The sequence below is a fragment of the Mesorhizobium sp. B1-1-5 genome (genome assembly GCF_006443065.1).
Classification (GTDB): Bacteria; Pseudomonadota; Alphaproteobacteria; order Rhizobiales; family Rhizobiaceae; genus Mesorhizobium.
Window position 1 is genome coordinate 1 of record NZ_VFWS01000106.1, and the last position, 17,779, is coordinate 17,779.

Below are 17,779 nucleotides of genomic sequence, written 5' to 3' on the forward strand. Positions count from 1 at the left end.
CGGAGCAGGAGCGAAGCTCCGTCGCGAAGACCCTGGAATCCATGCCGTTACCTTCGCCAAGGAATGCAACGGAGCAAGATTCTGCACCGAGGTGGCACTTCCAAGTCACGGAATGGATTCTATGGTCTGCGCGCGTCGCTTCGCTCCTTGCTCCGCCATAGAATGACGAAGTTGGGGCCTCCGATCTTGCACCAAGACAAACGCCAACCTTTCAAAATCCCTGTGTCGGGAAACTAGGGCGTTTACCGTTTATGAGCCGGGAATCGCCATGACAGCAAGATCGCCGGCCGCGCGCGCCAAGGAAGCGCAAAAGGTTCATCACGCCGCTTCCCCGTTCTGGACGGGAAACCGGGCGGCGAAGACTTCTTTGGCCGCAAACAGCCCGTTGAGCGCCGCGGGAAAGCCGGCATAGACCGTCATCTGGATGACGGTTTCGACGATTTCGTCCTTGCTCAGCCCGACATTGAGCCCCGCCTCGATATGGACTTTCAGTTGCGGGGTAGCGGTTCCCATCGCTGTCAGCGCCGCGATGATCGCGATCTCACGGGCGCGCAGATCGAGACCGGGGCGGCTGTAGATGTCGCCAAACGAGAACTCGAACACGTAGTTCGCGAAGTCGGGGGCAATGTCAGCCAGGGCGGCAATGACTTTGTGGCCGGCTTCGCCGTCGATTTCAGCGAGCGCCCGCTTGCCGCGTTCCAGCCGGCTTTCGCCGATGTTCGGGGATTGATGCGTCATAGTCCTTCATCCTCTGTTTCACGCCGGCATATCCGGCGATCTTGGTGTCGAGGACGAGAAGGCAGGCTTGCAGTTTGGCCACATGCGCACGGACATGCTCACGGTGCTGCTTGAGCAGCGCGCCGCGCTCCGCTTCCGTGCCGACGCCGCGCTCCCGCAAGGCCGCGTAACGCAGCATTTGCCGGATAGGCATCCCGGTCGTTTTGAGACGGTCGAGAAATTCTATCCAGGTCAGGATTGATGCGTCGTAGTCACGTTGGCCCGATTGGTCCCTGTCGGCGTGGGGAAGCAGCCCGATCCGCTCATAATAACGGATAGTGTAGGCAGACAGTCCCGAACGCTTCGCCAGCTCGCCAATCTTCATCAATGCCATTCTTTCGTCACGACGCGCAGAAAGCTACGACTTAGAGTGCACTCTAAGTCAAGAGGCGTTGTCACTTCGTCGTGTCGCGGAAATGCCAAGTCTCGCGGCGACATCGGCTCGTTGACTTTAAGACGAAAACAAACGCTTAAAAGCGCGTCGCCTGGATCTTTCATCGCGAGGCGCTTTAAACCGATCAGGATGCCTTGAGGCTGGCGCTCGCCGCGTCGCTGTTCGATGCCTGATGCTCGACGCCGGACGCGTCGGGAGCATTGTCGCGGATCGCCCGCGAAAGGGTCTCAGCCTTCCAGGCGCGTACCTTGTCGAGCGCCGCCTCGCGGTGCAGCAGCCGGTAGCGGTCGAGGAACAGGCGGATCGCCTGCGGATGCGGGAACTCGCCGGGATGAACCGCGACCGCGATCAGGAAGGCCCTGTCTTCGCTGAGGTCGAGGGCACGCAGCGCCACAAGCAATGCGGCATAGCCCGATTGCCCGGTCACCGAGCGGGCCGTCGCGAAGTCGATCTCCAGCGCATCGGCTAGCGCGGTCTGGAAAAATGCCGCGTTCCCCGTCAGCGCCGTCTCGCGCAACTTCACATAGGCCGGCTGGCCGAGGAAGGTGTTGACGTCGGCAGCGTCGCCGGTCGGGCGCATCATCGACCGCAGGCGGCGCCGCGCGTTCTCCGCGGCTTCGCCGGAGGTGGGACGGTCGGTGTCCGCCTTGGCCACGGGCTCCGGTTTCGGCGTGAGCTTCGTGACCGTCTCGGGCGGCCGCGTCTTGACCAGCGTTGGTCTTTCCAGCGCGCGGATCAGGTCGGCGATCGTCGGGTTGAGCTCCTTGCGGCGTGCAATGGCGCGCGCGTGCGGCAGCCCGTGCCGGCCGATCAGCGCGATGAGGTCGATATCGCTCAGCGCGTTGGAGCGGGTGAGCAGGGGGGCTGCGATCTCGACCGGCTCTTCAGCCAGACGCCGCACCAATGCCGTCGGTGCGTAATCGCATTCGGAAAGGGCGGCAGCGACGTAGCGGCGCGACTCGATCGAGACCTCGTCGAACAGCGGCAGCGTCAGGTCTTCGAGCTGGGCGATCTCGCGGCGCGAGGGACGCGTCAGCGAGCAGAAGGCTGACACGGCGGCGCGGAACAGCCTTTCGGCCTTTCCCGCTTCGGTCCGGATAGCGATTTGCCTGAAATCGGAAGATGACACGGAGGATACGCCCGATACTCGACACAATCCCGAACCGCGCAAACCGGCCGGGCCGGTTTCGCGTCTTCAGGAAAACTAACATCAAATTAGCCGCGATCCGTTAGCGCTCCGTTAACCCTCTACGCCCCTTAATCAACTTTGGAGGCGTTGCGTTGTGCTCCGGTCAAACCGAGAGGAATGCGCGAACCATGGGCATGGTCCTGTCTTTTGTGCCGCGAGCGGCACCTGTAAATCGAGCAAGTCACGACACCACGACGGCGGCGGCGGTGATCATTTTCCCCGGCGTCCGTTATGAATTGCGTCCGCAGGCCGTCGAGGCGCGGCCCGGCGACAGCGGCTCCGACAGGCCGGGCTCTCCGCCGCCTGCCAAGCCGCATCACTGATCGGGCGCCTTTCTCAGTAGTCCTGCAATTCGCAGGCGCCCTGCTCGAGGAAGCGTGACACGATCGGCTTCCAGCTCCCGTCCGGCACGAAGGCGCGGACGACGAAAATGCCTTCCTCGATCGGCGCCTCGACAAAGATCGCGCCCTGCAGATCCTCCGGAAGGTCACGCCGCACATCGATCATCTGCGCCGGCGTCAACACCACCGCGTCGAGCTTCTCGCCATTGGCGTTGTGGTCGTTGAAGGAATAGATGTTGTGGCCGTTGCGGTCGTAGACCGAGGCCGACCAGAACGGCACGTCGCCCGGCGCCCTGATCCTGACCAGCCCGTCGGCAAGGTTGAAGCGGCAGGCGGCCGCATAAAACAATGGATCCACCGATTTCACCACCGGCGCGCCGCCGGCCTCGGCGTCTAGCCGCGTCATCTTGTAGAGGTCGGATGCCATCGCCAGGCGCGACCAGGCATCGCGTTCGGAAAATTCCGGCACCAGGAACAGCACAACGATGTGCACGATGCCGGCGCCGAGCAGGCCGAGGATCAGGGCATGCAGCAGTCTACGCATTGCAGCCCGCCTTCAGGATGCGCGGCAGTGTCACGTCCGAGAGGCCGGTGCTCGAGGCGATCGGCGTGTCGTAGAAGGTCAGCACGAAATACATCTTGCCGGAGCCGCCGGTCAGCAGCCAGTTGCCGGGGGCAGGGCGGCTGCCGACGGAGATGACGACGGAATTGTCCGGCTGGCGCAGCACTTCGTAGGATTGCAGCGCCGACTGCCTCGGCTTGCCTGTGTCGATCACGCCAAGCGACTGGTCGGCGGCATAGAGCGTCCAGAAGCGGGCGGTCGGATAACCGCCTTCGATCGTATAGTTGCATTCGCGTTTCAGCGGCTCGCCGGCATCGTCGCGCTCGGCGACGAAGGCAAGTCCCTCGGCCTGGCCGAGCGCCAGCACGCCCTCGCGAGCCACGCGCGCCTTGGAATAGGGGTCGGCGGCCAGTGTCCCGACTTCCGGGAAAGCGGTCCATTGGCCGATGCGGATCGCGCCGACGCCGTCCTGCGCATTGAGCGCATACCAGACGCTGTAACCGCCAAGCCCGATGGCTATGGCAAGCGAAAGCAGCGTCAGGATGGCGTTCTTGAGCATGAGAGCCGCAAACAGAGGAGGTTGCCCGGGATATCGCGGCGCGGGGTGCCGTGGCAAGCCGGCTTCACGCCAGCGCCGTCCTAAAGCGCCGAAAGCGTCTCCGGCATGGTGGGCGCTTCGATTGCCGGCGCGGCCTGGAACGCCTTGGTCATGTCCCGCAGCGTCTGGCTGGTGCGGCTGGAAAGCACCGGCGGGCGTTCGGCCTCGGCTTGCGCCGCCGCCGCGTCGGCTTCCTTCTTGGCCGCTTCCTCGGCCTTGGCCGCGACCTCCGGATCGACCCAAGGATGATCGAGCCCGGGGATAGGCTTCAGATCGATGTTCTCATGCGCGTAGACCATCAGCCGCTGCCAGACCATCGCCGGCAGCGAGCCGCCGGTCATCTTGTTGGTCGCCGTGAAGTCGTCATTGCCGAGCCAGACGGCGGCTGTGTAATTGCCGGTGAAGCCGACGAACCAGGCGTCGCGGTAGGATTGCGTCGTCCCGGTTTTGCCGGCAACGACGATGTTCGGAAGCTGGGCGCGTCTCGCGGTGCCGATAACCGGCACCGCCGCCAGCATGGTGTTCATGTATTTCAGCGCCTTTTCCGACAGCACCCGGTGCGGTGGCGGCGCGTCCTTGGCCCAGTCGTAGACCACGTCGCCGGTGCGGGTGACGAGCTGGGTGATGCCGTGGCGCGAGCCGACGAAACCGTTCTGCGCAAAGACGCTGTAGCCCGTCGCCTGGTCCATCACTGTCATGCCGGATGTGCCGAGCACCATGGTCTTGTGCGCTTCCAGCGGCGATTCCACGCCCATCGATTCGGCCATCGCCTTGATCGGGCCGATGCCGAGGTAATCCTTGGCGAGCCGCACCGGCACCGTGTTGATCGACTTGGCGATCGCCGTGAGCAGCGTCACGTTGCCGGCCGATCCGCCGCTGTAATTGTGCGGCGACCAGCTGCCCCAGCTGATCGCGCCGCCGGAAACCACCGAGTCCGGCGTGAACCCGTGCTCCATCGCCGTGGCGTAGACATACGGTTTGAAGGATGAACCCGTCTGGCGCAGAGCCTTGGTGGCGCGGTTGAACTGGCTGGTGCCATAGTCCCGTCCGCCGACGATGGCGCGCACCGCGCCGTTGGTCTCGATCACCACCACCGCGCCTTCGGTGACATTGTATTCCTTGCCGAACTGGCGAAGATGGAACTCGACCGACTCCTCGGCCGCCTTCTGGATGTTGGCGTCGAAAGTGGTGTGGGCGACCAGCGAGTGCTGGCCGGGCTTGGCGATCTTCTTGACCTCGTCGAAGGCCCAGTCGAGGAAATAATCCGGGCTCTTCTGCTCGCCGCGATCGACGACGTCGGCCGGATGCAGGCGCGCCTGCAGCACCTGGCCTTCGGTCATGAAACCGGCATCGACCAGGTTCGACAGCACGACGTTGGCGCGGGCACGGGCGGCCGGCAGGTTGATATGCGGGGCGTATTTGGTCGGCGCCTTGAATAGGCCGGCCAGCATCGCCGCTTCGGCGAGGCTCAGATCCTTGACGCTCTTGCCGAAATAGAAATCCGCCGCCGCCTCGATGCCGAAGGTGCCGCCGCCCATATAGGCGCGGTCGAGATAGAGCTGCAGGATCTCTTTCTTGGACAGGTTCGCTTCCAGCCATAGCGACAGGAAAGCTTCCTTGATCTTGCGCTCGAAGGTGCGCTCGTTGGAGAGAAACAGGTTCTTGGCGAGCTGCTGGGTGATGCTGGAGCCGCCCTGGACCACGGAGTTGGCGCGCACATTCTCGAAGATCGCGCGCGACAGGCCGAGGACATCGATGCCGTAATGGTCGAAGAAGCGCCGGTCCTCGGTCGCCAGCACCGCCTTGATGACGATGTCGGGCATCTCGTCGACCGGCACGGAATCGCGCTGGATGATGCCGCGCTGGCCGATCTCGTTGCCGTAGCGGTCCAGGAAGGTCACGGCGAAGTCGCCCTGGCTGCGCCAGTCGCCGGTGGTGATGTCGAAGGCGGGCATGGCGAGCGCGAGCAGCACCACGAAACCGCCGGCGCCCATGGTGAACCCTTCGCTCAGCACCTCGATGATCGTGCGGCGCCAGCCATGCACCCGGAAACGGCGGGAAAAGATGGTCGCCGCTTCCCAGAATTCGCGGGCCTTGAAGCCGATCTCATAGAGCGAGGTATCGAACCAAGCGTCGGCGCCGAGCAGCGCCGAAGCGATGCGGCCTCTTCTCGTTTTGCGTGGTTTCGAAGGACTTGCCATTCCGACTTCCGCCCCAACGCGCTTTCGCCCGAAAACAGCATGCGGGCAGTTTCAGGGTGGCACCCTGTCAAACTATTCGACCATTTTATCACCGCTCACAAGGGCAGCGAAGCCACAGCACGAGCTTTGTTGATTGGAGGTGTGCTGGCCGTCAACGGCCGATCGATATCACCGCGCCGCGATGAATCGCATAAAATGCACCACATCCGCCTCGGTCGGTTCATCGCCGACGAAGGAGCGCAGATAGGCGGCGAGATGGCTGACGCGCGCCTTGCCGCATCGAGGCGTCTCTCACGCGTGGGCGGCCCATTCTTGCCGCGCGAATTCATAGACTTGCACGATCATGGTTCGGGATGCTCTCGACCCCGTTCATCTGAACGGCCGGCGTCACGAGAGGCAGCTGTGGTGCTTGGGAACCGCACGTCCAGCATATGTTCGACAGCATTCCATCTAGCCTCTTGGTATCGACGAAGGGCGAAGACGCTGACGGCGAATACCAACATGCCAATTCCGGTTGCCGGAACCATACCCAGGACTGCGACGGCTTTCGCCAGCACGCCGGCGAAAACACCTGCGATGACACTGGCGATGACACTCACCATCCCCGCTGTGCTCATGAATGATTGCCAGTGCGAGGAATGAAGGGCTTTGCTGACGAGCAATGCCTCCTCGTCATCGTGACGGGAGTGGATCAAGTATTTCTCCACGCCTGGAGCCGTCTCCACGAAATAGTGCCGGATGCGAGCCATGCCACGTGCGAGGACCATGTCCTCGATTGCGACTTGGACCGCCCGAACGAAGGTGACGATGCCGATGAAATACAGGCAGGGAAGCAGGATCAGACTGAAAAAAACGAATGGCTGCCCCATGCGCGTCACTTGAGCGACGAATGCCAGCGCGACGGTCGCGCTGGAAACGGCGGTCAGGAAAAGGTCTGCGCGCGAATTGGCTTCCTGGATGGTGGCCGACCGCGCCGTCTGCAACACGAAATGTTCGGTCGTGAGGCATTGCAGGGTTTGATCACTGGTTTTGTCCTCGCCCGTCGCCATTGAATGCCGTCAACTCGCTGCCTTGAAATGACGCGGCTTTGTGATGCACGTTGAACTGAAACAATCTGTAATTGTTCCAAAATGCATCCGATTCTTCGTAGGGTCGCGAGACGTGGGCGTCCGACGATCGTCGGCTTGAACGAACAGGTGGGAACCTCCGCGCCGGCAGGATGCCTTGCTGCACGCTGCTAAGAGCGTCGCCCTGGCGTTGCTCGATGACGGTTTCGCCGGGGAGGGGACCGAGCTTTCCGTACACATTGTCGGGGTCGAACGGCCGGCGCGCGTCATCGCGGCCTCGCCCTAGGACGCCGAAGGCAAGGCGATGCGGCAATGAGGAGGAACCGCCATGATTGAGGAAGCCGCACGCGATCTCAGGCGCGAGCGCCGCCGGGGACGCACCGGGGAGGCCGGCAGCGAGTCGAGCCGCCATCCGAATTACCGGTCGCTGAAGAACCCGTTCCTGCCGCAGCCGATCTTTTCCGACGATCAGGTCGCGGCCATCCACGCTACCGCGCTGCGCGTGCTGGAGGAGCTAGGCATCAAGGTGCTGCTGCCCGAGGCGCGGACGATCTACGGCAAGGCCGGTGCTTTGGTCGACGAAGACAGCCAGATGGTCAGGATCGGTCGCGACATGGTCGAAGCCGCGCTCGCCTCGGCCCCGCGCACGATTCCGGCACTCGGCGGCGACCGCTCCCGCGACCTGACGCTCGAGCTCGGCTCGATGACCTTCCTGGCCGGCTCCGGAGCCCCTAATGTCACCGATCTCGAGCGCGGCCGCCGGCCGGGAACGCTTACCGCCTTCGAGGAATTCATCAAGCTGGTCCAGCATTTCGACGTGCTGCATATGCTCGGGCCTTGCGTCGAGCCGCAGGAACTCGACAACCGCTTCCGCCACTATGCCGTCAACCGGGCGCAGCTGACGCTGTCGGACAAGTTCCCCTTCGTCTTCGCGCGTGGCACGCCGCAGGTCGAGGACGGCTTCGAGATGATCCGCCTGGCGCGCGGCCTCTCGCAGGACGAGTTCCGCGCCGGCGCCTATTGCTACACCGTCATCAACACCAACTCGCCGCGCCAGCTGGATATCCCGATGGCGCAAGGCATCATCGACTTCGCCAAGGCCGGTCAGGTTCTGGTTATCACGCCTTTCTGCCTGGCGGGCGCGATGGCGCCGATCACGGTCGCCGGCGCGCTGACCTTGCAGCATGCCGAGGCGCTCGCCGGATTGACGCTGGCCCAGATCGTGCGGCCTGGCGCGCCGGTGGTCTATGGCTCCTTCTCGTCCAATGTCGACATGAAGTCCGGCGCTCCGGCCTTCGGCACGCCGGAGCACGTCAAGGCGACGCTTGGGGCGGGGCAGCTAGCTCGCCACATCGGCCTGCCCTGGCGCTCCGGCGGCGGCAGCGCCGCCAATGTCTCCGACGCGCAGGCCGCGCACGAGACCCAGTTCGCGCTGTGGGGCTCGGTGCTGGCCGGCGCCACCGTCTGCATCCACGCCGCCGGCTGGCTGGAAGGCGGTCTCAGCGTTTCGTTGGAAAAGCTGATCACCGACGTCGAGGCGCTGCAGACGGTCGCCGAGCTTTGCGCCGCGACGCCGGGCGACGAGGATGCCATTGGCTTCGATGCGATTGCCGAAGTGCAGCCCGGAGGTCATTTCTTCTCGGCCGCCCACACCATGACGCGCTACCGCAGCGCCTTCTACGAGCCGCTGGTGGCCGACTGGTCGAATTTCGGCAATTGGACGCAGGCCGGCGGCAAGACAGCCACGGAGCGCGCGACCGGCATATGGAAGCGGATTATCGCCGACTTCCAGCCGCCGGTCTCCGCTGCCGCCGCCGCGGGCGCGCTCGACGAGTTCATTGCCAGGCGCACCGCAGAAGGCGGTGCGGCTCCAGTCTCATGATTTGACGAAAACGCAATAAATTCGAGACCTTCGCCCTTCACGCTATAGTCAAGCCGATTCGCGATCTGGCATCGGATCGCGAGCGCGGCTACGCTGCCGGAATTGGCTGCGGCGGGAGATATGTGTTGGCGATGGACGGTAGATGACGGCGCCTGGCGATTTGATGCAGGCCTTGTTCCTGAGGCTGAAGACCGATGCGTCGCTGTCGGCGCTGCTCGGCGGCGCGGGCCTGCTCGAGCAGGCGAGCGACAAGGCCGCCTTTCCGAACGTCACCTACGGCCGCACCAGCGCCTTCGACCTCGAGACCGGCGTCGACAACGACAATGACCAGCTGGTCACCTTGCACGTCTGGTCGAAAGCCCAGGGCGAGGCCGAGACACGCCTCATCATGGACAGCATCAAGGCGAGCCTCGATGGCGCTGCGCTGTCCATCGGCCCGCGCGGCCAGACGCGCCTGTCCCTGGAATTCGCCGAGGCGCGCTATGACGAGGATCTTGCGGTCTATCATGGATTGCTGCGCTTCCGCGCGCTGACCCAGGAAAGTGCATAGGTGTGTTGAGATTCAGGTCAGGCCGAGTCGAAAATGATGGCTTCCGAGAACCGGCGCGGAGCGTACTTAAGGTACGTGAGCACCGGAAGCGCAGGAAGCAGGCATTCGCAGGCCGGCCTCACCTGAACATCAACACACCCTAAAGTTGCGCCTCGATCGCGGCCTTGTCGATGACCGACCAGACCTCCCTTATGCGGGTGTCGTGGAATTCGTAAAAGACGTTTTCGGCAAAGCTGACGCGCCTGCCGTGGACCGGCAGGCCGAACAGCACGCCTTTGGGATGGCAGTCGAAATGCAGCCGCGCCGCCACGCGCGGCGGCTCCGAGATCAGAAGCTCGATGTTGAAGCGCAGGTCGGGAATGGCCTCGAAATCGCCTTCCAGCATGCGCCGATATCCGGACAGCCCGATCGTCTCGCCATTATACTGCACCTCCTCGCCGACGAACCGGCCGAGATTGCCCCAGTCCTGCTCGTTAAGGCAGGCGATGTAGCCCCGGTAGAGATCGGCAATATCCTCACGCGTCATCGCATCCTCCCATGGCCGGCCGGCATTTCTACACTAGGTAGCGCGGGGCGCGGAATCGGCAGGCCGAAAAGCGTAGCGGACCGACTGATTTTCCGGCTATGAATTTGCACCCGGGCTTGAGGGAGCGTTGGCGTCCATAGGGGGTATGGCGGGCATGGATTTTCGATCGTTCACCGTTCATTTCACGTTCAGCCCATATGCGTTAGAACCGTGATCATGAAAAAGTTTGGCCCTCATCTCCGCAAAGCAGTGCTGGCGCTTGCCGCAGCCGGCCTCTTTGCGTCGCAGGCGATTGCCCTGCCGGTCACCGAGCCGTCGGTCGATCGGCCGGTGGTGCTCGCCGCCAGCGATTGCTACGCCATCGGCCAGCAGGTCGCCGCGCAGAATGGCGGCACGCTGGCCAAGGCCTCGCAGGCGACGCGGGGCGGTCAGCAGGTCTGCGTGATCGTCGTTCTGGTTCCCGGAAAGGAAGGCCAGCGTCCCCGCCGCTCGGAAATCGTCGTTCCGATGGGCTGACCCTGTCGTTTCCCAGGCTGGCGGAATCGGCCTATAGGTCTACCCAACAACAGGCTTCAACCCCATGCGCGTGCTCGTCGTCGAGGATGACAAGGATCTCAACCGGCAACTGGCCGACGCGCTGGTCGACGCCGGCTATGTGGTCGACCGCGCCTATGACGGCGAGGAGGGGCACTTCCTCGGCGACACCGAGCCTTACGATGCCGTCGTCCTCGATATCGGCCTGCCGCAGATGGACGGCATCAGCGTCGTCGAGCGCTGGCGCCGCGGCGGCCGCAAGATGCCGGTGCTGATCCTGACCGCGCGCGACCGCTGGAGCGACAAGGTGGCCGGCATCGACGCCGGCGCCGACGATTATGTGACCAAACCCTTCCACATCGAGGAGGTGCTGGCGCGGGTACGGGCGCTGATCCGCCGCGCGGCCGGCCATGCCTCTTCGGAACTCACCTGCGGGCCGTTGCGCCTGGACACCAAGGCGTCCAAGGCCGACGTCAACGGCGTGCCGCTCAAGCTCACCTCGCACGAGTTCCGGCTGCTCGCCTATCTGATGCACCATATGGGTGAGGTGGTGTCGCGCACCGAGCTGGTCGAGCATCTGTACGACCAGGATTTCGATCGCGATTCCAACACGATAGAAGTGTTTGTCGGCCGGCTTCGCAAGAAGATGGGCATCGACATGATCGAAACCGTGCGTGGCATGGGCTATCGCATGCGTGAGCCGGAGGCGTGACGCGGAACCGCTGAAGCCAACCATGGAAACGCGGCTTTCGAAGCTGCGGCTCTGGCCGCGCTCGCTGACCTTCCGCGTCATCGCCTTTTCCACCATCTGGGCGATCCTGACTCTGGTCGTCATCTTCACCCTCATCACCACGCTTTACCGCCAGGCCAGCGAGCGCGGCTTCGACAGCCTGCTTTCGGCGCATTTGTTCAACCTGATCGGCTCCGTCGGCATTTCCGACAACGGCGCGCTGACCGGCTCGCCCGACCTCGGCGACCTGCGCTTTTCCGAGCCGAATTCCGGCTGGTACTGGTCGGTGGAGCCGGCCTCCGAAGGCGTGCATGGCGAAATCCATTCCTCCTCGATGACGACCTCGCTCCTGTCGCCGAGCGTCGCGGACGTCCCGTTCAATGCAAACTTCCAGCGCAGCTACTCGATGGAGGGCATAAAGGGCGAGCGGCTCGAAGTGTTCGAGAGCGAGTTCGTGCTCGACGCCAAGAACCGCGCCGCGCGTTTCCGCGTCATGGGCAACCACAGCGAGCTCGAGCAGGAGATTGCGAGCTTCCAGCGTCGCCTGCTCACCTATCTCTCGCTGTTCGGCGTCGGCATGATCGCCATCAATGCCATCGCCATCCTGCTGGGTCTCCAGCCTTTGCGCCGGGTCCGCAATGCGCTCGCAATGGTGCGCGAGGGCACCGCGCAGCGGCTCGACGGCAGCTTCCCGGCCGAGATTGAGCCGCTGGCCAACGAGACCAATGCGCTGATCGAGAACAACAGGCGCATCGTCGAGCGCTCGCGCACGCAGGTCGGCAATCTTGCCCATTCGCTGAAGACGCCCTTAGCCGTGCTGATCAATGAAGGCCGCGCGCTCGGCGGCGCCAAGGGCCAGTTGATCGCCGAGCAGGTTACTTCCATGCAGAAACAGGTCGACCATTATCTGCAGCGCGCCCGCGTCGCCGCGCAGCGCGACAGCGTCGTTTTCCGCACGCCGGTTTCGCCGCTGGTCGAGCGCATGGTGCGCGTGTTGCGGAAACTCAATCCGCAAACCAGGCTGACGCTGTCGCTGCCGCCGGCGGAGATCGTCTTTGCCGGCGAGCGCGAGGACCTAGAGGAACTGCTCGGCAACCTGCTCGATAATGCGATGAAATGGGCAAAGAGCGCCGTTGCCGTTTCGGTCGCGCTTTCACCGGGGATGAGCAATGTGTTCGAAATCGTTATAGAGGATGATGGCCCCGGCATTCCCGAGGACAGCGCACGGGAAGTTTTGAAACGTGGCAAAAGACTCGACGAGACGAAGCCGGGAACAGGGCTCGGGCTGGCCATTGTCGCCGACCTCGTCAACGAGTATGGAGGCTCGCTGGCGCTGGAACGGTCTGGCATGGGCGGCTTGAGGGCGGCGGTGGGATTGCGGAGCCTTCAATGATGTTTTTTATCGATTTGCGAGCAGCGGCCGACGGCCAAATTTCCGACAAATATCAACACTATGGGCTCGACATCCTCCCCGATGACGCGGCCCCCCGCTCAAGAGAACCGGTTATTGGCATGAAGATCCGCGTCGTGCTCGTTTCCGCCCTGCTTGCCGTTTCCGGCTGCACGACGCTGGACAGGGGCGGGCCAAGCTCTGCGGTCACACCTGTTTCCACGCCGCCCGCCGGCGGCAAGGTCTCGACCGGCATCGTCTCGGCCATGAATGGCGGGCTTATCGGCGGGTCCGTCGGCTCGGGCCTCAGCGATGCCGAAAAGCGCAAGGGCCTGGAAGCGGAATACAAGGCGCTGGAATACAACACCAGCGGCCAGAAGGTGACGTGGAAGAGCGACAACTCCTCGCATTATGGCGAGGTCGTCGCCGCCCAGCCTTACAGGGTCGGCTCGCAGGATTGCCGCCAGTACACCCACACCGTCTATACGAGCGGCGCGGGTGTCACCGCGCGCGGCACCGCCTGCCGCAATGCCGACGGCAGCTGGACGCCGCTGACCTAGAAAGGAACCCGGCCGGCCCGGTTATTCGGTCGGATTGACCTCGATCAAGGTCGGACGGCGCGTCTGCCGTCAAAGCGTCGCAGTACGTCCGTGTTGGCAGGGCACGGCTCTGCCTTTATTGGAAGGGCCATGCTGTTCTGGGTCATAGCCGCAATCCTCACGCTGGGCGCCAGCCTGGCCGTGCTGTTGCCGCTTACCGGCGGCATGAAAGGCGCGTCGCCGGCCGGCGATCACGATCTCGAAGTCTATCGCGACCAGCTGTCCGAGCTCGACCGCGACATGGCGCGCGGCCTGATCCAGCCTGGGGAGGCCGAGGAGGCGCGTGCCGAGATCGGCCGGCGCATCCTGCGCCTGGCCGCGGCCGTGCAGCCGGACGCGGCAATACCCAAGCCTGCGCGCAGCGCCAGGTGGGTCGCCAGCGTGGCCGTGCTTGCGGTTCCCCTGCTGAGCTGGGGGCTCTACGGAATGCTCGGCTCTCCCGATCTGCCTTCGCAGCCGCTGGCCGAACGTCTGGCCAAGAACCCGGCCGATGCCTCGGTCGACGAGCTGGTCGCCCGCGCCGAAGCCCATCTCGCCGCCAATCCTTCGGACGGCAAGGGCTGGGACGTGCTGGCGCCGATCTATCTTCGGCTGCAGCGTTTTCCCGACGCCGTGACCGCCTATCGCAACGCCATCCGCCTCGACGGCGACAGCGCCGTGCGCCAGTCGGGTCTCGGCGAAGCGATCGCCAGCGCGGCCGGCGGCATTGTTTCGGCAGACGCCCAAAAAGCCTTCGAGGCGGCCCTGAAGCTCGATCCGGCCAACGCCAAGGCGAATTTCTACCTGGCGGTGGGCCTGGCACAGGAAGGCAAGAAGGCCGATGCCGTTGCCGCCTGGCAAAAGATGCTCGGCCAGCTCGCGCCGGATTCGCCCTGGCGCAGCGCCGTCCGGCAGGCGCTTGCCGAGGCGGGCGGCCCGGCTGTCGCCGATGCAGCGCCGGCCAACGGCCCCGACGCGCAGCAGGTGGAAGCCGCGCAACAGATGTCGCCGCAGGACCGGCAGGCGATGATCGAGACTATGGTCGCCGGTCTCGACGACAAATTGAAGCAGAATCCCCGCGACGAGGAAGGATGGATGCGGCTCATCCGTTCCTATGTAGTGCTTGGCAAGGCCGACCAGGCGCGCGACGCGCTCGGTCGCGCTGTCGCCGCCTTTGGCGCGGACAGTGAACAGGCCAAGAAATTCACCGCCTTCGCCGCCTCGCTCGGCGTCACGGCGACGGAGTAAGGCAATGACGCGCAAGCAGAAGCGATTGTCGGTGATCCTGGCGGGGCTGGCTTTCCTCGGCGCCGCTGCCGGGCTCACCTTCTATGCGCTGGGACAGAAGGCCTCCTATTTCTACATGCCGGCCGACCTCGCCACGGCAAGCGTGCCGCCGGGACAGCGCATCCGGCTCGGCGGTCTCGTCGAGAAGGGCACCATCATGCGCGGGCAAGGCGCCACCGTCGCCTTCTCGGTCACCGACAAGCAGAAATCGGTCAAGGTCACCTATACCGGCATCTTGCCCGATCTGTTCCGCGAGGAGCAGGGCGTCATCACCGAGGGCGCTTTCGGCCCGGACGGCGTCTTCGTTGCCGACAGCGTCTTGGCCAAGCATGACGAGCGCTACATGCCCAAGGAAGTCGCCGACGGCCTGAAGGCCAAGGGCGTTTGGCAGGAAAGCACGAACTGATGAGCAGGTTCCGTAAAAGTGCCACGCGGTTTTGCGATCAGAACCTGCGAGGGAACAGGTAACCAATGGTCGAGACCGGACATTTCGCGCTTGTGCTCGCCTTCGCGCTGTCGCTGGTGCAGATGCTGGTGCCGCTGGTCGGCGCCCGCACCGGCAACCAGCGGCTGATGGCGGTTGGCGGTCCGGTCACGGTCACCGGTTTCGCGCTGACCGCGCTGTCTTTCGCCGCATTGGCAAGTGCCTATGCCGGCTCGGACTTCTCGGTGGCGAGCGTTTGGGAGAACTCCCATTCACTGCAGCCGATGATCTACAAGATCACCGGCACCTGGGGGAATCACGAAGGCTCGATGCTGCTTTGGGTGCTGATCCTGACCTTCTTCGGGGCGCTCGTCGCCGTCTTCGGCAACAATCTGCCGTCGACGCTCAAGGCCAATGTGCTGGCCGTGCAGGGCATGATCGGTGCCGCCTTCTTCCTGTTCATCCTGGCGACATCGAACCCGTTCATCCGCCTCAACCCGGCGCCGATCGAGGGCCGCGACCTCAATCCGATCCTGCAGGACCTCGGCCTGGCCATCCACCCGCCGATGCTCTACCTCGGCTATGTCGGCTTCTCGATCTGCTTCTCTTTCTCGGTCGCGGCGTTGATCGAGGGGCGCATCGACGCCTCCTGGGCACGCTGGGTGCGGCCCTGGACGCTGGTCGCCTGGATGTTTTTGACCGGCGGCATCGCGATGGGTTCCTACTGGGCTTATTACGAGCTCGGCTGGGGTGGCTTCTGGTTCTGGGACCCGGTCGAGAACGCTTCCTTCATGCCCTGGCTCGCCGGCACCGCGCTGCTCCATTCGGCCATCGTCATGGAGAAGCGCTCGGCGCTGAAGATCTGGACACTGCTCTTGGCCATCCTGACGTTCTCGCTGTCGCTGCTCGGCACCTTCCTGGTGCGTTCCGGCGTGCTGACCTCCGTGCACGCCTTCGCCACCGATCCGGCGCGCGGCGTCTTCATCCTGTGCATCCTGACGCTGTTCATCGGCGGCTCGCTGGCGCTGTTTGCGCTGCGCGCCTCGCGGCTGACGGCGGGCGGCCTGTTCCATCCGATCTCGCGCGAGGGTGCGCTGGTGCTGAACAATCTCTTTCTCACCACCGCCACCGCAACGGTGCTGGTCGGCACGCTCTACCCGCTGGCGCTGGAGGCGCTGACCGGAGGCAAGATCTCGGTCGGCGCACCGTTCTTCGATCTGACCTTCGGCCCGCTGATGCTGCCGCTACTGGCGATCGTGCCGTTCGGCCCCTTGCTCGCCTGGAAGCGCGGCGACATCATTGCCGCCTCGCAGCGGCTGATGGCGGCCTTCGCTTTGGCGATCGCCGCAATGCTGGTCACCGGCCTGTTCATCGACGGCGCCTCGGTTTTCGCAGCGCTCGGCGTCGGCCTCGCCGTCTGGCTGGTCGTCGGCGCGTTGACCGACCTTGCCGTCAAATCCGGCTTCGGCTCCGTGGCGCCGGCCGCCATGCTTCGCCGCTTCGCCGGCCTGCCGCGCTCCGTCTTCGGCACGGCATTGGCCCATCTCGGCCTCGGGCTGACGTTGCTCGGCATCGTCGGCACGCTCTGCTTCGGCACGGAGAAAATCCTCAGCATGCATCCCGGCGAGACGGTGGAACTCTCCGGCCACACGCTGCGCTTCGAAGGGCTCTCCCCGCAAAAGGGTCCGAACTTCACCGAAGATCGCGGCCGCTTCATGCTTATGGGCGCCGACGGCAACGCCGATGGCACGATTACCTCTGCAAAACGCTTCTATCCGGTGCGCCAGACGGTGACGACGGAGTCCGGCATCAGGACTCTGGGCTTGAGCCAGCTTTATCTGTCGCTCGGCGACGAGAACAATGACGGCTCCGTCGTCGTGCGCCTCTGGTGGAAGCCGCTGGTGACGCTGATCTGGGGCGGCGGTATGGTGATGATGGCGGGCGCCGCCATGTCGCTGCTCGACCGCCGCCTGCGCGTCGGCGCGCCGGCAAAGCGGCGCAAGCCTGCAGTAGCGGCAGCGGCCTCGCCATGAGGGCAAGATTTTCACTCGCCTCGCTGATCCTGCTGCTGGCGCTGTTCTTCGCCGGCGCAGCCCAGGCGGTGAAGCCTGATGAAGTGCTGCAGGACCCGGCGCTGGAGGCGAGGGCGCGTGCGCTGTCCGAAGGCCTGCGCTGCATGGTCTGCCAGAACCAGTCGATCGACGAATCCGACGCCGATCTTGCCCGCGACCTGCGCATCCTCGTGCGCCAGCGCCTCGCCGCCGGCGACACCGACCAGCAGGTGCTGGACTATATCGTCTCCCGCTATGGCGAATTCGTGCTGCTCAAGCCGCGCTTCAGCCTGCGCAACGCGCTTTTGTGGGGCACGCCGGTGCTTCTGCTTATCGCAGGCGGCATCTTCATCGTATTCAGCGCCCGCTCGCGCCGCCCCGCATCGACCGCGCTTTCGGCCGAAGAGCAGGCCGCGCTGGACAAGATGCTTAGAGATTAACGCACATGAATTGCGGACCTCGGAGGTTGGCCGAGACCCCTGTGTCGTCGTCATCCACGGGCGAAGCAAGGAGCGAAGCGACGCGCGCAGACCCGAGGATCCATTCCGTGATTTCGAGGCGTCGCGGCCGTCCAGAATTTCCGCTCTGCTGCAACCCTCGCGCGAGGTAACGGCATGGATTCCAGGGTCTCCGCGACGGAGCTTCGCTCCTGCTTCGCCCTGGAATGACGAAGTCGCGGGTGCTGACGCCAAGCCTCC

Annotated in this window: 19 protein-coding genes; 11 read left to right on the forward strand and 8 right to left on the reverse strand. The window is 64.4% G+C overall.

All coding sequences use genetic code 11. The features are described 5' to 3' along the window. Positions 1–318: 318 nt before the first annotated feature. From FJ980_RS23725 to FJ980_RS23765, 7 genes are all read right to left on the reverse strand, one after another. Positions 319–738 (reverse strand): carboxymuconolactone decarboxylase family protein, encoded by a 420-nt coding sequence (locus FJ980_RS23725; RefSeq protein WP_140546166.1) that lies wholly within the window; start codon positions 736–738, stop codon positions 319–321. After that, positions 674–1,102 (reverse strand): MerR family transcriptional regulator, encoded by a 429-nt coding sequence (locus tag FJ980_RS23730; RefSeq protein ID WP_140546181.1) that lies wholly within the window; start codon positions 1,100–1,102, stop codon positions 674–676. Before FJ980_RS23730 ends, FJ980_RS23725 begins: the two co-directional genes overlap by 65 nt. Before the next feature lie 193 nt (positions 1,103–1,295). Further along, complete coding sequence (locus tag FJ980_RS23735) at positions 1,296–2,300, reverse strand: DUF2336 domain-containing protein (protein WP_140546167.1); 1,005 nt, start codon at positions 2,298–2,300, stop codon at positions 1,296–1,298. Positions 2,301–2,696: 396 nt separating this feature from the next. Next, on the reverse strand, positions 2,697–3,245 hold the full coding sequence (locus FJ980_RS23745) for a DUF1254 domain-containing protein (RefSeq protein ID WP_140546169.1): 549 nt from the start codon (positions 3,243–3,245) through the stop codon (positions 2,697–2,699). Continuing rightward, positions 3,238–3,822, reverse strand: a complete 585-nt coding sequence (locus FJ980_RS23750) for a DUF1214 domain-containing protein (RefSeq protein WP_140546170.1) — start codon at positions 3,820–3,822, stop codon at positions 3,238–3,240. The genes FJ980_RS23745 and FJ980_RS23750 overlap by 8 nt, the downstream gene beginning before the upstream one ends. A gap of 80 nt (positions 3,823–3,902) precedes the next feature. Further along, entirely contained in the window at positions 3,903–6,062 is a 2,160-nt protein-coding gene (locus FJ980_RS23755) for a penicillin-binding protein 1A (RefSeq protein WP_140546171.1), read from the reverse strand. A 341-nt stretch (positions 6,063–6,403) separates the two neighbouring features. Then, positions 6,404–7,111 carry a hypothetical protein gene (locus FJ980_RS23765; protein ID WP_181181295.1) on the reverse strand — a complete coding sequence of 236 codons (708 nt, stop codon included), beginning with the start codon at positions 7,109–7,111 and terminating at the stop codon, positions 6,404–6,406. Between the two features lie 175 nt (positions 7,112–7,286). Here FJ980_RS23765 and FJ980_RS35870 point away from each other — a divergent pair, with 175 nt between their 5' ends. The 3 genes from FJ980_RS35870 (at position 7,287) to FJ980_RS23775 (ending at position 9,561) form a co-directional block, all read left to right on the forward strand. Then, positions 7,287–7,415, forward strand: a complete 129-nt coding sequence (locus FJ980_RS35870; RefSeq protein ID WP_281406338.1) for a hypothetical protein — start codon at positions 7,287–7,289, stop codon at positions 7,413–7,415. Between the two features lie 42 nt (positions 7,416–7,457). Next, positions 7,458–9,011, forward strand: coding sequence for a trimethylamine methyltransferase family protein (locus FJ980_RS23770; RefSeq protein ID WP_140546172.1), 1,554 nt, complete (start codon positions 7,458–7,460; stop codon positions 9,009–9,011). A 142-nt stretch (positions 9,012–9,153) separates the two neighbouring features. Further along, complete coding sequence (locus FJ980_RS23775) at positions 9,154–9,561, forward strand: DUF3168 domain-containing protein (protein ID WP_140546173.1); 408 nt, start codon at positions 9,154–9,156, stop codon at positions 9,559–9,561. Positions 9,562–9,700: 139 nt separating this feature from the next. On the opposite strand, the gene FJ980_RS23780 is transcribed toward FJ980_RS23775, so the two are convergent. Further along, positions 9,701–10,087, reverse strand: coding sequence for an ester cyclase (locus FJ980_RS23780; protein ID WP_140546174.1), 387 nt, complete (start codon positions 10,085–10,087; stop codon positions 9,701–9,703). A gap of 216 nt (positions 10,088–10,303) precedes the next feature. Between FJ980_RS23780 and FJ980_RS23785 the strand changes: the two genes are divergently transcribed. The 8 genes from FJ980_RS23785 to FJ980_RS23820 all read left to right on the forward strand — a co-directional run bounded on the left by FJ980_RS23785 (position 10,304) and on the right by FJ980_RS23820 (position 17,521). Next, the gene (locus FJ980_RS23785; protein ID WP_095766886.1) at positions 10,304–10,603 is read left to right on the forward strand and encodes a hypothetical protein; all 300 of its coding nucleotides are present in this window, start codon (positions 10,304–10,306) and stop codon (positions 10,601–10,603) included. A gap of 64 nt (positions 10,604–10,667) precedes the next feature. Further along, positions 10,668–11,333: a response regulator transcription factor gene (locus tag FJ980_RS23790; RefSeq protein ID WP_041002188.1), complete on the forward strand. Its 666-nt coding sequence runs from the start codon at positions 10,668–10,670 to the stop codon at positions 11,331–11,333. Positions 11,334–11,355: 22 nt separating this feature from the next. Then, positions 11,356–12,744: an ATP-binding protein gene (locus FJ980_RS23795; RefSeq protein WP_181181296.1), complete on the forward strand. Its 1,389-nt coding sequence runs from the start codon at positions 11,356–11,358 to the stop codon at positions 12,742–12,744. Between the two features lie 119 nt (positions 12,745–12,863). After that, positions 12,864–13,301 carry a hypothetical protein gene (locus tag FJ980_RS23800; protein WP_140546176.1) on the forward strand — a complete coding sequence of 146 codons (438 nt, stop codon included), beginning with the start codon at positions 12,864–12,866 and terminating at the stop codon, positions 13,299–13,301. Positions 13,302–13,430: 129 nt separating this feature from the next. Next, complete coding sequence (ccmI, locus tag FJ980_RS23805; RefSeq protein WP_140546177.1) at positions 13,431–14,567, forward strand: c-type cytochrome biogenesis protein CcmI; 1,137 nt, start codon at positions 13,431–13,433, stop codon at positions 14,565–14,567. A gap of 4 nt (positions 14,568–14,571) precedes the next feature. Continuing rightward, a complete protein-coding gene (ccmE, locus tag FJ980_RS23810; protein WP_140546178.1) occupies positions 14,572–15,012 on the forward strand; it encodes a cytochrome c maturation protein CcmE in 441 nt (146 codons plus the stop codon). 65 nt (positions 15,013–15,077) lie between these two features. Beyond that, positions 15,078–17,063, forward strand: a complete 1,986-nt coding sequence (locus tag FJ980_RS23815) for a heme lyase CcmF/NrfE family subunit (protein ID WP_140546179.1) — start codon at positions 15,078–15,080, stop codon at positions 17,061–17,063. Next, on the forward strand, positions 17,060–17,521 hold the full coding sequence (locus FJ980_RS23820; protein ID WP_140546180.1) for a cytochrome c-type biogenesis protein: 462 nt from the start codon (positions 17,060–17,062) through the stop codon (positions 17,519–17,521). The genes FJ980_RS23815 and FJ980_RS23820 overlap by 4 nt, the downstream gene beginning before the upstream one ends. The last annotated feature ends 258 nt before the right edge of the window (positions 17,522–17,779 follow it).

Bases quoted from the DNA above. Each gene is read 5' to 3' on its own strand.
- FJ980_RS23725 (WP_140546166.1), bottom strand. From the start codon at position 738: ATGACGCATCAATCCCCGAACATCGGCGAAAGCCGGCTGGAACGCGGC.
- FJ980_RS23730 (WP_140546181.1), bottom strand. From the start codon at position 1,102: ATGAAGATTGGCGAGCTGGCGAAGCGTTCGGGACTGTCTGCCTACACT.
- FJ980_RS23745 (WP_140546169.1), bottom strand. From the start codon at position 3,245: ATGCGTAGACTGCTGCATGCCCTGATCCTCGGCCTGCTCGGCGCCGGC.
- FJ980_RS23750 (WP_140546170.1), bottom strand. From the start codon at position 3,822: ATGCTCAAGAACGCCATCCTGACGCTGCTTTCGCTTGCCATAGCCATC.
- FJ980_RS23755 (WP_140546171.1), bottom strand. From the start codon at position 6,062: ATGGCAAGTCCTTCGAAACCACGCAAAACGAGAAGAGGCCGCATCGCT.
- FJ980_RS23765 (WP_181181295.1), bottom strand. From the start codon at position 7,111: ATGGCGACGGGCGAGGACAAAACCAGTGATCAAACCCTGCAATGCCTC.
- FJ980_RS23770 (WP_140546172.1), top strand. From the start codon at position 7,458: ATGATTGAGGAAGCCGCACGCGATCTCAGGCGCGAGCGCCGCCGGGGA.
- FJ980_RS23775 (WP_140546173.1), top strand. From the start codon at position 9,154: ATGACGGCGCCTGGCGATTTGATGCAGGCCTTGTTCCTGAGGCTGAAG.
- FJ980_RS23780 (WP_140546174.1), bottom strand. From the start codon at position 10,087: ATGACGCGTGAGGATATTGCCGATCTCTACCGGGGCTACATCGCCTGC.
- FJ980_RS23785 (WP_095766886.1), top strand. From the start codon at position 10,304: ATGAAAAAGTTTGGCCCTCATCTCCGCAAAGCAGTGCTGGCGCTTGCC.
- FJ980_RS23790 (WP_041002188.1), top strand. From the start codon at position 10,668: ATGCGCGTGCTCGTCGTCGAGGATGACAAGGATCTCAACCGGCAACTG.
- FJ980_RS23795 (WP_181181296.1), top strand. From the start codon at position 11,356: ATGGAAACGCGGCTTTCGAAGCTGCGGCTCTGGCCGCGCTCGCTGACC.
- FJ980_RS23800 (WP_140546176.1), top strand. From the start codon at position 12,864: ATGAAGATCCGCGTCGTGCTCGTTTCCGCCCTGCTTGCCGTTTCCGGC.
- ccmI (WP_140546177.1), top strand. From the start codon at position 13,431: ATGCTGTTCTGGGTCATAGCCGCAATCCTCACGCTGGGCGCCAGCCTG.
- ccmE (WP_140546178.1), top strand. From the start codon at position 14,572: ATGACGCGCAAGCAGAAGCGATTGTCGGTGATCCTGGCGGGGCTGGCT.
- FJ980_RS23815 (WP_140546179.1), top strand. From the start codon at position 15,078: ATGGTCGAGACCGGACATTTCGCGCTTGTGCTCGCCTTCGCGCTGTCG.
- FJ980_RS23820 (WP_140546180.1), top strand. From the start codon at position 17,060: ATGAGGGCAAGATTTTCACTCGCCTCGCTGATCCTGCTGCTGGCGCTG.